We start from the raw sequence: 15,737 nt of genomic DNA on the forward strand, positions 1-15,737 counted from the left end.
TAAATCAATCTCTTTTGTGGAAACCTGTGGATAGTTTTTGTAGTTTTGAAAATTTTAATAAAAGTTATCCACATATACCCGCAAACAAATTTTTGTTATCCACAAATAACGCTATGAAAATTTATTGCTTAACTACATACTAACAGCAGTAATTCCACAACTAAAACATATATCCAATCACTACTAAATCACTTTCTAAACACATATAGTTCATATGCTAAATAGCATAATATACACACTTTAATCACAGTGTTAATCACAAGTTATTAACATCTTAATCACAAGTTAATCAGATATTTATTCACATAAAAATACTGATTTATACACAAGTTATAAGTATTTTATTCACAGATTGTTAGCAATATATCCACAAGTTTTCCACAGGTAAGTAGGTAAATGCTTATAAATATTGGTTTTTAATCGTGATTAAGAGTATAGGTTATATTTTGGATTAACATGTCGGATGAGGAATTTAATTAAAGAGAGGAGATTCTTTGTCGGCTGCAGAATGACGGAATAAGATTATCCTTTCTCTGATGCTTATCATTCAACCCTTAACTGTTGTTCTGAGGACTTATCCGAAGGATCTCTGTATAATAAGGAGATTCTTCACTTCGTTCAGAAGACAAAAAGGCTGAGATTTTCCGCTATAGCTTCAGATTGGTATTATTGCTTTAAACTTTCTAATCCCTCACATTATGGAATTTTGAAACGCTCTCTCAAACTTTTTAATCTCTTATCTTTTCACTTTTTATTAAGTTACTGCTATAATCCAATTATCGCCAAGGTCTCCTATAATTTCTAAGCTTGGGTCATGGTTTAGCTTTAAATCTTCTAAAATCAAATATAAATCATCTACAAAATCTGGAGAAGTGATTAGGTCTAAAATACCTTCTTTGCCGTATCTTGTCCTTGGAAGACAGATTCTGTCATATCCATTTATAACCATAGATATAAAGTTCATCTTTTCCGGATTACATTTAATTACAAGGTTAACGCTTTTTGTAGGATAGTTATTTAGCTTTTCTAAAAGCTCATTACTCAGCATCTTTATTTACCTCTTTCTTTGGATATGCTATCATACTTAGGTATTTTCTTCTTTTTATTTCTCGTTGAAGTCTTTCCCTTAACTCTTCATACTCCTTTACGATACTTTCAAAATCTTTTAACAATCCTTCACCAAATTCTGTTAGCTTTGCTCCACCTTTTTCTGTTCCACCTTTAAACGTTATAACGATCTTTTGTCCAGACCTTTCTTCCATAGCTTTGATATAAGACAGAGCTTTTTTGTAGTTAAAGCCAACTTTTTCAGCAGCCTTCACAATAGAACCTGTTTCTTTAATGGCTTTAAGTAAAGCTTCTCTTCCCATTCCCATGATTATCTCGTCATCTTTTTCAATCCAAACTTTATGTTTTATCTCCATGTTACACTTACTCTCCAAAATAAAAATTATAAATCCACTCTCCAAAGAATAAATAAATAGTCCCAGCTATAGCAAGAAATGGACCAAAAGGTATTTCTAATTTTGATAAATCATCAGTTTTGTACACCTTCATAAAGAAAACAGACCCAAGAAGACCAAGTAAAGACCCAAAAAATATTGTAAATAAAGCTCCAAACCAACCAACATAACTGCCAATGAATGCAAGAAGTTTTACATCACCAAATCCAAGTGCTTCTATATTTCTAACTTTAAGATAAAATAAAGCTAAAGCGTATAAAAACCCAGCCCCTACAGCAGCCCCAATTAAAGCGTCAGTAAGCGGATGAAAATCTCTAATTTCATAAGCCTTATAACCGGCATAAACAAAACCCATAAATAAACCTGAAAAGTTAATCTCATCAGGAATTATTTTAAATTCTAAATCTATGAAAGATAAGGCAATCATACAAGCAACAAAATAAAACATAAATATAAAATCTACCGTAAAGCCAAATTTTAAGTATGTAAAAACAGCCATTATGCCAGTAAAGAATTCTACTAACGGATATCTAATACTTATTTTAGTGGCACAAAATCTACATTTTCCTTTAAGAATTATATAAGAAATAATGGGAATGTTGTCGTACCACTTAATCTGATTTTTACATACAGGACATGTAGATGGTGGATAAGCAATAGACATATTCCTTGGCAGCCTGTATATAACTACGTTTAGAAAACTTCCAATAGATGCTCCTAAAATAAAAATAGCCAGTATTTTTATAAGCTCAAACTCTTCCATTGTTATCCCTTATTTCTTGAATTAGATGTTGAAATTTTCTCTGTATAAGCCACCACTAATCTTACTATTGCAAACACTATTAATGCTATTATTAAATAGTAGGTTTCGCTTAATGATTCTCTCTCCTCAGTAGATACAAGAAAGCTCCTTACAGTTGAAGCAATTGCAGTGTCTACAAAAAGGTTTAACGATATTTGCTCTCCTTTTACTAATTTTATCTCGGCTCTTAGTAATGCAGATAATGGCCATAAAAGTATTGCAGTACCAAAAAGTTTTAAAGCACTTGAACTTATATTTTTCTTAAACATTGCTATTTTTTCAAATAGCTCATAAGCATCATGTATAAACCACATAAAAATGGCAAGAGAAGTAAAAACTATAACAATTGCTAAAAACAGATGAATTAATCTGTCGAAGTTTTCAAGAAAGTTTATAAGTGGAGCATCTATATTAGTTATTTTATCAATTATATTTCTTTTAATCCTTACTATCAGTCTTTTCAAGATTTTCCTCTTTTAAAGCTTCTTCCTCTAACTCTTTTTTTAGCTGACTTCCTTTTTTAATCAAAAAGATAATCTGAAACGTAGTAAAACCTATCAAAACTGCGATAATTCCTTCAAATTTTGCTACCATATAACCAAGTAAAGCAGCTGCTATTACAACAGGTGCCCTGAAAATCATACTTGATAATATTTTTGATTTATTGGCTCCATAAGTGCCAATACTTTTCCACATATGCCAAAAATAAATAAGCCCCGCTATAAAACCAAGAATGAATAATCCGGTGTAAATAATTATTGCCATTAAGACTCCGTTTTTCTATGTGTGATAAAATTATTATATCATTAATACTTAGGAGTAAAATCATGGACAAAAATAAACTTCAAAAATTCAGAAGATTACTTTTAAAGAAAAGATCTCAAATTTTAGAAAGGTACTTGAAAAAAGAAGAAACAGAAAAAGTATTAACAGAACAATCTGCCGAGCCAAGAGATTTGGAAGAGTATGCTAACATTGACATTACTGAAGAAATTTTAGCCCAGTTGTCAGATGTAGAAATAGAGATATTAAAGGCTATAGATGATACTCTTGAAAGAATACAAAATGGAACCTATGGAATATGCGAAGTTTGCGGAAAAGAAATTGAAGAAGAAAGGCTTGAAGCTGTTCCTTGGACAACTCTATGTATTCAGCACGCAAAGGAACAAGAACCTTTCCAATCAACGCCAGATTTAAGATATAAAGAATATTTTGATAATCTATTCACGAGAGAAAAACCAGCATCAGAAGAAGAGGCAGGAGAGTTATGATGGAGTTATGGAAAAAATCTTTAAAAGAACTTTCAGACCTTGTTAAATCAAAAGAAGTTAAACCTTCTGAAATCGTTGAAGCTTTCATAGAAAGAAAAAACCAAGTAGAACCAAAAATTAAAGCTTACGTGACAGCTTTAGACGATTTAGCATTAGAAAAAGCAAAGAAAAGAGACCAAGAATTAACAAAGCTTGAAAACATTCCAGACCTTTTTGGACTGCCGATAGCAATAAAAGATAATATTTCTACAAAAGATATAAAAACAACTTGTTCATCAAAAATGCTTGAAAACTTTGTTCCTGTTTATGATGCAACCGTTATTGAAAGATTGAAATCTCAAGGTTATGTAATCACAGGAAAAACTAACTTAGACGAATTTGCAATGGGTTCTTCAACTGAAAACTCAGCATTTTTCCCAACAAGAAACCCATGGGATTTAGAAAGAGTCCCGGGTGGCTCATCCGGTGGGTCTGCTGCTGTTGTTGCTTCAGGAATGGCTCCTGCATCTCTTGGGTCTGATACAGGAGGCTCAATCAGACAGCCTGCGGCATTTTGCGGAGTTGTGGGACTTAAACCTACATATGGAAGAGTATCAAGATACGGACTTGTTGCCTTTGCATCATCCTTAGACCAGATTGGACCATTTGGAAGAACGGTTGAAGATGTAGCAATGATAATGAACGTTATCTCCGGAAAAGACCCAAAAGATTCTACATCAAGAAGCATCCCGGTTCCAAACTACTTAGAAAGCTTAAACAAAGATGTGAAAGGTTTAAAAATAGGACTTCCAAAAGAGTTTTATACAGAAGATTTAAATCCACAAATAAAAGAGATAATCTTAAACGCCGTCAAACAGCTTGAAAAAGAAGGAATGACAGCCCACGAGATTTCTTTACCATATACAAAGTATGCAATAGAAACTTACTACATCATAGCTCCGTCAGAAGCATCGTCCAACTTGGCAAGGTTTGATGGTGTTAGATACGGATACAGAGCAAAAGAATATAAAAATCTTGAAGAGATGTATTCTAAAACAAGAGATGAAGGCTTTGGTGCAGAAGTAAAAAGAAGAATCATGATAGGAACTTATGCATTATCCTCCGGATATTACGATGCATATTACTTAAAAGCTCAAAAGGTTAGAACTTTAATCTATCAAGACTATATGAATGCTTTTGAAAAAGTTGATGTAATCATAACTCCAACAACGCCGGACGTAGCGTTCAAGATTGGAGAAAAATCAAACGACCCAATCCAGATGTATTTATCAGATATTTTTACAGTATCAGCCAACATGGCAACTGTTCCAGCATTAAGCATACCATGCGGATTTAAAGATAATCTGCCGGTAGGAATGCAGATAATCGGAAAGCCGTTTGATGAAGAGACCATATTGCAGGTAGCTTACAAATTTCAATCTCTAAATGATTATCATAAGAGATTTCCAGAAGTTTAGGGTGTATTTATGTATAAATTTTTTACAATCAAAAATTTTAAAAATTTTAAGAGTTTAGAACTAAATGATTTAGAGAGAGTTAATCTTATTGTAGGGAAAAACAACTCCGGAAAAAGCTCTTTATTAGAGGCTATTTTATTACATAATATGAGTATTGCAAGCATAATATCAATTATTAAGTCAAGAAATACAGACTTGTTAAGCGCAACTGACTTTAAACATATAATACAAGCTTTCTTTAACAATTTTAATACAAAAGAACCTATTGATTTAATAGGATTTTTTGAAAATAATAAAAAAGTTAGCGTTAGTTTTAGATTGTTAGAAAAAGAAGAAGAGATTGAAAAGATTAATATAAAAATTGATTTAAAAAATATTAGTAGTTTATATCCAAAGCAACCTTATGTTCTTCAGGCGGAGCATAAAGAGGATGGAAATATAAAAAACTTTTATTTAGTATTTTCTGTGTCAGATATAATACCTTCTTCCTTACCGGTTCCAAAATTTCCGGTATTCTTTTTGCCTACAAGCTTTCGGACTTCTATTTTGCAAGAGGTAGCTTTATATTCTCAGCTTAGGTCCGAGAATTATCAAGACAAAATAATAAAGTACTTAAGAATAATAGAACCAAAAATAAATAGCATTGAGATACTAAATTTAACAGGAAAGCCTGCTTTATACGGAGATGTTGGGCTTGATAAACCAATTCTTTTATCCTTTTTGGGTGAAGGAATGTCAAGATTAACAAATATTCTGCTTGCTATTGGAGTTTCTAAGAATGGAGCTGTTCTGATAGATGAGATAGAGAATGGCTTTCACTATTCAGTTTTAAAAGATGTATGGAAGGCAATTTCAGAGATGGCAAGAGAGTTTAACGTTCAAGTTTTTGCAACCACGCATAGTTATGAATGTATTCAAAACGCCCATTTAGCTTTTAAAGAAAGTGATGTTTATGATTTTAGAGTTGTTCGCTTAGATAAAATAGACGATCAAGTTAAACCTGTTGTTATGAATCAAGAAGACCTTGATACTGCATTGGAGCTCGGTTTTGAAATTAGGTAATGAAAAATTTAATAAAAGTATTGTAATTTTAGTTGAAGGTAAAACTGATAAAATCTTTTTTGAAGAGTTGATTAAATTTATTGGAAGAGAAAATGATATTCAAGTTGTAGATATGGAAGGAAAAGATAAGCTAAAAAGCTTAATAAAGTTTTCTGATTTTAGTTTAGTAAAGATTTTGGTCGTTGTCCAAGACGCAGATAATGATCCAAAACGAGCTTTTCAAAGTATAAGAGATACTTTAAAGAATTCAGGATTTTCTATTCCATTGAAACCTTATGAAATTTCTGATGGCAGCCCAAAGACAGCGATCATTATCCTTCTGGATGAAGATGAAAAGGGAGATTTGGAATCTTTGATTGTTGAGCATTTGAAAAATAGACCGGAATTTCGTTGCGTTGATTGGTTTGTAGATTGCGTAAAAAATTTTAACTTTGACCTTAAAAAGCTTAGTAAAACAAAACTTTATGCTTATATATCAATTACTTCAGAACCGGATGCTAATTTTGATACTTTTATAAAGAAAAAAATTATAGACTTTAACGATGAGAGATTTAAAAGACTAATAGATTTTATAAAATCGCTTCAGCCATGAATAACACAGACCTAACTTTTATTACTAACCTACCCGGACAGACTTTAAAAGATAGATTTAATGCTCTGATTAAAGATACGAGATTTTTTGATGTGTTAGTTGGTTATTTCTACGTTAGTGGTTTTTATGCTATTTATAAATCTTTGGAAAATACAGAAAAAATAAGAATTTTAATTGGCATCTCTACTACCAAACAAACATTCGAATTGATTGAAAAAGGAAGACATCTATCACAGAAAGAAGCTAAGGAGTTAGTAGAAGAAGAAATAATCAAAGAGTTTGAAGACTCTGAAGATAAAAAAGAAGTAGAGGAAGGGGTTTTAAAGTTTGTTGAATGGATATCAACAGGAAAGTTAGAAATCAGGGCATACCCTGAAAGAAATTTACACGCAAAATTATACATAATGACCTTTAAAGAAGGTGATCGGGACGTTGGCAGAGTTATTACAGGGTCAAGTAATTTTACACAGAAAGGTTTGGTAGAAAATTTAGAGTTTAATGTAGAGCTTAAAAATATAAGTGATTACGAATATGCGAAGAAAAAGTTTGAAGAGCTTTGGGAAAATTCAGTAGAAGTTAGTGAAAAGTTTGCCCAAACCATAAAAAACAAAACCTTTATAAATGATTCTATAACTCCTTATGAGTTATATCTAAAATTTTTGTATGAGTATTTTAAAGAAGAGTTAGATAGTACTCAGAATTTAGATAATTCTTATTTACCTGAAAATTTTAAAAATCTTGAATACCAAAGACAAGCTGTTTTAAATGCAAAAAAAATAATAGAAGAGCATGGAGGCGTTTTTATCTCTGATGTTGTAGGTCTTGGAAAGACCTATATGACTGCTATGTTAGTCTCACAGCTTGATGGTAATACTATGGTTATAGCACCACCATCTCTTTTAAGCAGAAGCAACCCCGGTTCTTGGGAAAACGTTTTGAGAGATTTTCATATTCCGTTTAAAGCAATATCCATAGGAAAGCTTGAAGAGGCATTAGAAGAGATAGAATTTAGAGAGTATAAAAACATTATCATTGATGAGTCACACAGATTTAGAAATGAATCTACGGTTACATACGAAAAATTAGCTGAAATCTGCAGAGGAAAAAGAGTTATACTTGTTTCAGCAACTCCTTACAACAACTCACCAAAAGATATTTTAGCACAGATAAAGCTATTTCAAAATCCCAGAAGAAGTACAATACCCGGTATTTTAGATTTAGAAAGCTTTTTTAAAAAGCTTGAAGATAGGCTAAAAAAAGCAAAAAAGAGCCAAGACCCGGAAAAGTTTGTAGAAGAATCCAAAGAAGTGGCAAGAGAAATAAGAGATAAAGTTTTAAAGTATATAATGATAAGAAGAACCAGAAAGGATATAGAAACTTACTTTAAAGAAGACCTTGAAAGAAATAATTTGAAATTTCCACAGGTAAACGACCCGATCCCTGTTTTATACCAGTTGAATGAAAAAGAAGACAGTGCTTTTATGAAAACTGTTGAACTTATCGCCAAACATTTAAACTATGCAAGATACACACCTTTACTTTATTTAAAATCTCAAATAAATATCTTAGAAAAACAATCTCAAAAAAATATGGCATCTTTTATGAAAGTCCTACTTGTAAAAAGATTAGAAAGCAGTTTTTATGCTTTCAATAAAACCTTAGATAGATTTATAAAGTCATACGAAGGCATGCTAAATGCTATAAATCAAAAAGGAAAAGTTTACATAAGCAAAAAGTTTTCAGACAAAATTTTGGAATTCTTAGAGAGTGATAACGATGAAGAGATTGAAAAATTACTTAATGAAGGCAAAGCAGAAGAGTATGATATACATGATTTTACAGAAAGCTTTATAGAGAACCTAAAAAAAGATTTGGATATCTTAAAACAGATAAAATCTCTTTGGCAGGATACAGAAAGAGACCCTAAGTTAGATGTTTTAATCCAAGAATTAAAAAACAACCCAATTTTAAAAGACAAAAAGATAATTATTTTTACAGAGTCAAAAGAAACAGCAGAATATCTAACAGAAAACTTAAACAAAATATTTGATAACAAAGTTCTTTTATTTCATGGTGGGTCTTCTGAAGAGATTAGAGATAAAATCATTGAAAACTTTGATGACAGGTCAAGAATCAAGAAAGATGATTACAGAATATTGGTAACAACTGATGTACTGTCAGAGGGTGTAAACCTTCATAGGTCAAACATCATTATAAACTATGATATACCATGGAATCCAACGAAGATTATTCAAAGGGTTGGAAGGGTTAACAGATTAGATACAAAGTTTGATGAGATTTATGTGTATAACTTCTTTCCAACTGCTCAGGTAGAAGACCAGATAAAATTAAAGCAGATAGCCCGCTCTAAGGTAGAAGCTTTCTTGAACCTGCTTGGCGGTGATGCTGCAATTCTAACAGAAGGGGAGTCTGTAAAATCTTATGAGCTTTTTGATAAATTAACATCAAAAAATTTCTTAACAGATGAAGACTTTGAAGAAAGTGAGCTTAAATACTACAGAATAATAGAAAAAATAAGAGATGAGAACCTGGACTTATTTGATAAAATTAAACAACTTCCGAAGAAAGCAAGAGCAGGGAAAAAAGCAGAAAATATAACCAACGCACTTTTGACATTTTTCAGAAAAGGAAAGTTGATGAAGTTTTATCTATCAGATAAAAATATAACGCAGGAATTAGACTTTTTAACTGCTGTCAAGTTTTTTGAATGTGATGAAAGCCAGCAAAAAATAAACATTCCAATTGAAGAGTTTTATAACCTTCTTGAAAAAAATAAAAAGGAATTTATCAATGCAACTTATGAAGAAGAGTTTATTCATCATAAACCGGGTAAAGACAGCAGTAAAGAGCTATTAAAACATATAAAAGCTATTTTTAAAGACAGGAAAAAACTAACAGAAGAACAAGAAAAGTACATAGATTTGATATCTGAAAGAATTAAAGAGGGAGCTTTACCAAAAAAGACAGTTCAAAAAGCTCTAAAAGCTATAAAATATATTGAAGACCCGTTAACAGCAATATCTGTATTGAAAGATGAAATACCAAAAAATTTAGTTTATAAACAACATTTAGGTGTGATGCTAAATCAAGGTCATAAAAGAGAGGTTATACTATCACTGTATTTAGGAGCTTGATATGAATGACAAACAGGCAAAAGAGCTTGTAAGAGATACGTTTGAAAGCGAGTTTAAAAGAGAAAAATTTGATAAGTTTATAACTGAACTTTTAAAGAAAAATTTTGATAGGAGTAAAGCTCTTCCAAAAAGAAGCGGAAATCAAGCAGTACCGGAAAAGTACAGAGATTTTATAACAGCTTGGGAAAGATTAGGACGCTATAAAGACGCAGATAAAATTATAGACGTCCTTATTGTCTATCTTAAAAAAGGACAATCTTTATACAGGTCAAGAGTAGCACAGAGGAACTTTGTAGCTGATTACTTAAGAGGGACTATTGGAACTAAATCCATTAAAGATGCTGCACTCGTTGCTTTTGTATCTCCTGATGAGGAAGATTGGAGATTTTCTTTTGTTAAGTTAGAGTATAAAAAAGAAGACGGTAAGGTAAAAGAAGTACCTTCACCCGCTAAAAGATGGTCTTTTTTGGTAGGAAAAAATGAAAAGAGCCACACCGCACAATCAAGATTTTTAGAGCTTTTAAAATCAGATAAAAATCCAAGCTTAGAAGAGATTCAAAAAGCCTTTGATATAGAGACTATCACTAAGGAATTTTTCAAAGAGTATAGAGACCTATTTATCAAAACTAAGCTTGAACTTGATAAGATTGTAAAAGAAAATCCGGCTGTTAAAAAAGAATTTGAAGATAAAAATATCAGCACTGTGTCCTTTGCTAAAAAGCTTCTTGGTCAAATAGTGTTTTTATACTTTTTACAGAAAAAAGGTTGGTTTGGTGTAGAGAAAGGTAAAGATTTTGGAACAGGTCCAAGGGATTTTATTAGAAGGCTTTTTAATGGTGAGTATATAAGCTATAAAAATTTTTATAACGAAGTGCTTGAACCTTTGTTTTACGAAGCTTTAAGAGTTGATAGAAGTTTTAACGACCATTATTACGATAAGCTTAATTGTAAAATTCCATTTTTAAACGGTGGACTTTTTGACCCGCCAAACGATTTTAATTGGGTGGATATAGACCTTCTAATTCCAAACGAATTGTTCTCAAACGAAGCTGAAAACGGTATTCTTGATGTATTTGATAGGTATAACTTTACTGTAAATGAAGAAGAGCCGCTTGAAAAAGAAGTAGCACTTGACCCAGAGCTGCTTGGTAAGATTTATGAAAAACTCAACGCAATCAGAGAAGATAACTTTGATGAGTATTTAAAAGCTCTAAAGTCTTCTACCAAAGAGGAAGACAAATTTAACAGGGAGTATGGAGTTTATTACACTCCAAGAGAAATTGTTCATTATATGTGTAGTGAAAGTCTTATTTACTACCTTGAATCTCAGTTAGATGGTAAGGTTAGTAGAGAAGATTTGGAAGTGTTTGTAAATTTTGCTGACTTGCTTATTGAAAATGAAAAAGTAGCACAAAAGAAAGTTGAAAATGGCAATAAAGAAACAAAATACGAATATAAAATTCCGAAAAGCATTATACAGAATGCACAAGAAATAGACAAACTGCTTGATGGTTTGAAAATCTGCGACCCTGCGGTTGGTTCGGGAGCTTTTCCTGTTGGTATGCTTCATGAGATTGTAAAGTTGAGACAGCTTCTTTCTGTATACACAAAAAATAATCTTAACACATACGATTTAAAAAGGCATACGATAGAGAATTCTATCTATGGTGTTGATATAGACCCGGGAGCTATTGAGGTTTGTAAGTTAAGGTTTTGGTTGTCTTTGGTTGTTGATGAGGAGTCTTTTAAGGATATAAAACCACTCCCAAACTTAGATTACAAGATAGTTAGAGGAAATTCGTTAATTGGATTTCCTCCTAATGATTTGTTGAGTAAAGAAAATAAGATATCCGAGTTAGAAAGTAAATATTTCTCAGAGACACATCCGGACAGAAAAAGAGAGATAAAAAAGGAGTTAGATGCGTTAATTTTGAAAAAGCTTGAAAATTCTGAAGGAGTATTTGGATATAAGGCGGATTTTGATTTTAGATCTTTCTTTCCACAGGTTTTCATAGAAGGCGGGTTTGATATAGTGATTGGAAATCCGCCGTATGTATCTACAAAGGGCGTTGATGAGAAGTTTAAGAAAGTCTTAGAAAAGATTTACGGCTTTTCTGATGACCTGTATAATCATTTTTACTTTAAAGGTATTGAAATTTTAAGTGAAAATGGAATTTTGGCGTTTATCTCATCTAAAACTTTTTGGACTATTCAGACAAAGAAAAATTTAAGAAAGCTAATTTTAGATAATAAACTTTTACAGTTGGTAGATACTGCAAATCCTTTTGAAAGTGCTATGGTGGATACTTGTATTACCATTGTTCAAAAAACAAAAGCCAATGATTATGAAATACTTTTTATAGATGCAAGAAATGGATTGGATAAGAAAGAAGTTTATAAAGTTAAAGATGAAATTTATAAAAACGTTGCAAATAATGTGTTTTTTATGCCGTCGGAGTTTAATTTAAAGATTTATGAAAAGCTTGGAAAGAAGGTTAAGGAGCTTTTAGATAGATGGTGGGATAAGATCTCTTCAAGTAAAAATATAGAAAAGTATAAAAAAGAGTTAGAAGCTTACAGAAATTCTTTAAAAGTAGGCGATATAACTTTGCTTGGGTTGATTACAGAAGGCGGACAAGGGCTTGCAACTGGTAATAACGGCAAATACGTTGGTGTATTGGAGGGTACCAAACAGGCTGAAAAAGTTAGAAAGGAAAGACCTGAGAAGCTTTGGAATTTTATAAAAACTCAAAATCCAAAGGAGTTTAGCAATCTAAAATCTAAAAAAGATGTAGAGGATTATCTTAATAGTTTATCTGAAAAAGAGATTAGAAAGTTGTTTGATGGTTTAAAGGAAAAATACGGAAGGGATATTTTTGGACAAGGTTGGCTTTACAGGATTGTTAGTAAAGATGAGATAGCTGATGTGGATAGTTTGAGTGATGATGAAAAGTTAAACGGAATAGATGGAGATAAAACGTTTGTTCCGTATGATAAAGGAGATAAAGACGGCAATCGCTGGTGGGCACCAACGCCGTATTATATAGATTGGAGCAGAGAGAATGTTAGGTTTTTAAAGGAAAATTCAGGAAAGAAAGGCGAGGGAATGCCAGTAGTTAGAAATCAGCAGTTTTATTTTAAAGAGGGTTTTTGTTGGACAGATGTAAATTCAACGTATTTAAAATCAAGAATAAAAGAAAAAGGAGTATATGATGTTTTGAGTATGTCGTTATTTACAAAATGTAATATACCAGATTACTATTATGTATGCATGATTAATTCAAAGTTTATTAGTGAGTATGTTGATGATTTTGTTAATTCAACATCGCATTTTCAAATCAACGATGCCCGCCATCTTCCGATAGTAATACCAACTCCCGAGCAATTAAAAGAATTTGAACTTATCTTTGACCGAGCTAAGAGAGTTCAGGAAGAAAAATTTTCTGGGAAAATAACTGAAAAGGAAGTCGAGGAAAGATTGGAAGAAATCCAGAAAGAACTTGACGAAAAAGTATTAAAATTGTATGGCTTGGAATGATAAAAAGTGAGTAAGTGAGTAAGTGAGAGGTAAATTTAAGAGATTCTTCGCACGGCTGCAGAATAACGTTGCTATTACCTATCACACTTCACTTTATATTAATCTCTTCAATGCTGTTAGCTAAGGCAACTTTTGTAAGAATTTTATCTAATTCCTCCAAATCCTTACATTCATAAATAACTTTCTCTAAATTTTCTGGAACTGCTCCAAATTTTAGTTGAATTAGTTTTATCAAAGCCTCTTTCTTACCTTCAATTTTACCTTCTATCTTACCTTCAGCCTTACCAACCATCCATCCTTCCATTTTCCATTTTTCTGTTAAAGTCATCATCTTTTCTTCACCTCCGGAAATTTCTTTCAAAATCTCTTCCACTTTCTCTAAATCCTTCTTTACTATTACAACATAATCAATTACAAGGAAAATGCAACTTGCATTATTCTCATATAAAAGTTTAAGAATATTTTTAATGATTTCAAGGTCATCAAAGATATGCTTCATCACGAGCAATGCGGATATAGTGCATACATCTTCGTAAACTTTTCTTATTAAATCATCATCTTGTATTTCGTTTAAATCTATAAGAATATAGTTTAATTTTTGAACAAAGTCTTCAAGCTGTTTATCTTTTAAAACAGGCAAGGTTGTTGGTATGTTCCATTTTCTTTTTCCATGATAAAACACTATGTTTATAATCGGCGGATAACTGTTTGTTTCTTTGGCAGTCTCTTCCCAAATAACTGCGTTATAATACATAAGCTGAGATGGTAAAGTATTGTCTATGTAGGATTTATGCTCAAAAACGAGCCTAATAAAAACATCATCATTGTCTATTTTACAACTAAAGAGTAAATCAAGTATGAACTTCTGAGATTTTTCAGAAAATTTTTCTGTATTTACAAGCTTTAAAGAAGACGTTTCTATTCTTGAAGCCAATTTTGGAGCAAAAATATTTAAAACCGTTTTAATGCTTAACGGATTAGAAAATATCTGCTTAAAAAACCAATCATGCGGCTGGATATTTTCCAAACTTTGCTCCTTTAAATCTCAAACATTTCTGGATGGTGTTTTATAAACTCTTCTAAGTCTTTCACATTTTCGTAAGATTCTGCCATTTTAAAAATTTCTTCTAATTTTATTCTTAACTCTTCATCATCCACAACTTCTTTAAGCTTTTCTACTGCTGAGAAGCTTTCAGTATTTGATGAAGTTGTATCATCTAAAGTATCTTTTTTATTTTGATTTACAAAGATTTTAATGTGCAGAAATTCTTTGATAAGGTTTTTAGATTCTAAAATTCTTAAAATATCTTTGTTTGAGATGTTTTCCTGAGTGTTTATATTCAAGCTTAATATTGGCTTTTTGTTTAAATTTAAGCTGTTTAAATCTTTTTCCATATCTTCTAAAAATTTATCAATTTCTGAGTAATCTATGCTGTAGCTTAAAAACTTTCTTGCGTTTAACGGCACAAACTCTATTTTTTCTATATTTTTACCGCCCACTTCAACTAAATAACAGCCTTTTTCTACATAGCTTTTTTCGTTAAACTGTGTGTATTCAGTAGAACCAGGATAAACAACGTACCTACCTTCTTCTTTTATTGGTTCTTGTCTTTGATGGTAATGACCAATACCAACATAGTCATACTCAAACGGTATGTCCGATATGGTTTGTAATTCGCTAGAGTTAAAAACCGGTGCAAACTCTAAGTGTAGCATTAATATATTAAAATTGTTTTTATCCGTTGCTTTCTCGTATAAGTCATAAAGGATATCTTTTAGAACAATGTTTCTTTTAAAATGGATTGGAGAGATATATTTTAAGCCGAAAATATTAACTCCGTTGTACTCTATAAAATCAGTATTAAGAAGTCTTAAACCAAATTCAGATAAGATTTCTAAGGCGTTTCTATCTCTTGTTCCGCTACCTCTGTCATGGTTGCCCGGAATTACAAACATAGGAATTTTATGGTCTTTTAATTTCTTTATAAGATACAAGCCATCAAGGATAGACTCATTACTTGGTCTGCTTGAATGGAAAAAATCACCTGTATGGATTATAAAATCAACGTTTTTCTCAATAGCTTTATCTATGGCTTCTTGGAAAACATCAAAATAATCCCTTTCCCTCTCTTTGAGATTGTACTGCTGATATCCAAGGTGGGTATCAGAGATGTGTAAAAATCTCATTAAGCCTCTTTACAAGTTATTTCTTTTCCTGTGATCTTTTTCAAGATAAAATCAGATGGACAAAAGCCGGTAATTCCAGCTATTAAAGCCATAATAGCTACAAACCAGATTAAATACTCTCCCCATTCGTAGCCATTTAAATCAAGCAATAATCCTGCAATCAAGATTATTGACATCATAATTCTTTGTATTCTTAATGGATTCATTTTC

The 15,737-nt window shown here is 31.6% G+C and carries 14 protein-coding genes; 6 read left to right on the top strand and 8 right to left on the bottom strand.

Annotated features, from left to right (window positions below; genetic code table 11):
• Positions 1-754 precede the first annotated feature (754 nt).
• From SYO3AOP1_RS02505 to SYO3AOP1_RS02525, 5 genes are read right to left on the bottom strand one after another with little or no spacing between them, the layout of a single operon-like run.
• The gene (locus SYO3AOP1_RS02505; RefSeq protein WP_012459203.1) at positions 755-1,048 is read right to left on the bottom strand and encodes a DUF4911 domain-containing protein; all 294 of its coding nucleotides are present in this window, start codon (positions 1,046-1,048) and stop codon (positions 755-757) included.
• Positions 1,038-1,424 (bottom strand): LysR family transcriptional regulator, encoded by a 387-nt coding sequence (locus SYO3AOP1_RS02510; RefSeq protein ID WP_012459204.1) that lies wholly within the window; start codon positions 1,422-1,424, stop codon positions 1,038-1,040. Before SYO3AOP1_RS02510 ends, SYO3AOP1_RS02505 begins: the two co-directional genes overlap by 11 nt.
• Before the next feature lie 7 nt (positions 1,425-1,431).
• Entirely contained in the window at positions 1,432-2,226 is a 795-nt protein-coding gene (locus SYO3AOP1_RS02515; RefSeq protein WP_012459205.1) for an A24 family peptidase, read from the bottom strand.
• 2 nt (positions 2,227-2,228) lie between these two features.
• Positions 2,229-2,729, bottom strand: coding sequence for a phosphate-starvation-inducible PsiE family protein (locus SYO3AOP1_RS02520; RefSeq protein ID WP_012459206.1), 501 nt, complete (start codon positions 2,727-2,729; stop codon positions 2,229-2,231).
• Positions 2,704-3,030, bottom strand: a complete 327-nt coding sequence (locus SYO3AOP1_RS02525) for an ATP synthase subunit I (RefSeq protein ID WP_012459207.1) — start codon at positions 3,028-3,030, stop codon at positions 2,704-2,706. The genes SYO3AOP1_RS02520 and SYO3AOP1_RS02525 overlap by 26 nt, the downstream gene beginning before the upstream one ends.
• Positions 3,031-3,092: 62 nt before the next feature.
• Between SYO3AOP1_RS02525 and SYO3AOP1_RS02530 the strand changes: the two genes are divergently transcribed.
• The 6 genes from SYO3AOP1_RS02530 to SYO3AOP1_RS02555 are packed head-to-tail and all read left to right on the top strand — an operon-like array spanning position 3,093 to position 13,340.
• Positions 3,093-3,536: a TraR/DksA family transcriptional regulator gene (locus SYO3AOP1_RS02530; RefSeq protein WP_012459208.1), complete on the top strand. Its 444-nt coding sequence runs from the start codon at positions 3,093-3,095 to the stop codon at positions 3,534-3,536.
• Positions 3,536-4,993, top strand: a complete 1,458-nt coding sequence (gene gatA, locus SYO3AOP1_RS02535; RefSeq protein WP_012459209.1) for an Asp-tRNA(Asn)/Glu-tRNA(Gln) amidotransferase subunit GatA — start codon at positions 3,536-3,538, stop codon at positions 4,991-4,993. The genes SYO3AOP1_RS02530 and gatA overlap by 1 nt, the downstream gene beginning before the upstream one ends.
• A 9-nt stretch (positions 4,994-5,002) precedes the next feature.
• Complete coding sequence (locus SYO3AOP1_RS02540) at positions 5,003-6,055, top strand: ATP-binding protein (RefSeq protein WP_012459210.1); 1,053 nt, start codon at positions 5,003-5,005, stop codon at positions 6,053-6,055.
• Complete coding sequence (locus tag SYO3AOP1_RS02545; RefSeq protein WP_012459211.1) at positions 6,042-6,647, top strand: DUF3226 domain-containing protein; 606 nt, start codon at positions 6,042-6,044, stop codon at positions 6,645-6,647. The genes SYO3AOP1_RS02540 and SYO3AOP1_RS02545 overlap by 14 nt, the downstream gene beginning before the upstream one ends.
• On the top strand, positions 6,644-9,802 hold the full coding sequence (locus tag SYO3AOP1_RS02550; protein ID WP_012459212.1) for a helicase-related protein: 3,159 nt from the start codon (positions 6,644-6,646) through the stop codon (positions 9,800-9,802). Before SYO3AOP1_RS02545 ends, SYO3AOP1_RS02550 begins: the two co-directional genes overlap by 4 nt.
• 1 nt (position 9,803) lies before the next feature.
• Positions 9,804-13,340: an N-6 DNA methylase gene (locus SYO3AOP1_RS02555; RefSeq protein WP_012459213.1), complete on the top strand. Its 3,537-nt coding sequence runs from the start codon at positions 9,804-9,806 to the stop codon at positions 13,338-13,340.
• Between the two features lie 88 nt (positions 13,341-13,428).
• Here the strand turns inward: SYO3AOP1_RS02555 and SYO3AOP1_RS02560 are convergent, their stop codons facing one another.
• From SYO3AOP1_RS02560 to SYO3AOP1_RS02570, 3 genes are read right to left on the bottom strand one after another with little or no spacing between them, the layout of a single operon-like run.
• On the bottom strand, positions 13,429-14,367 hold the full coding sequence (locus SYO3AOP1_RS02560; protein WP_012459214.1) for an Rpn family recombination-promoting nuclease/putative transposase: 939 nt from the start codon (positions 14,365-14,367) through the stop codon (positions 13,429-13,431).
• Between the two features lie 11 nt (positions 14,368-14,378).
• Positions 14,379-15,527, bottom strand: a complete 1,149-nt coding sequence (locus SYO3AOP1_RS02565) for a DNA repair exonuclease (protein WP_012459215.1) — start codon at positions 15,525-15,527, stop codon at positions 14,379-14,381.
• Positions 15,527-15,733 carry a YgaP-like transmembrane domain gene (locus SYO3AOP1_RS02570; RefSeq protein WP_012459216.1) on the bottom strand — a complete coding sequence of 69 codons (207 nt, stop codon included), beginning with the start codon at positions 15,731-15,733 and terminating at the stop codon, positions 15,527-15,529. The genes SYO3AOP1_RS02565 and SYO3AOP1_RS02570 overlap by 1 nt, the downstream gene beginning before the upstream one ends.
• Positions 15,734-15,737: the final 4 nt, after the last annotated feature.

The sequence above is a fragment of the Sulfurihydrogenibium sp. YO3AOP1 genome, assembly GCF_000020325.1.
GTDB lineage: Bacteria > Aquificota > Aquificia > Aquificales > Hydrogenothermaceae > Sulfurihydrogenibium.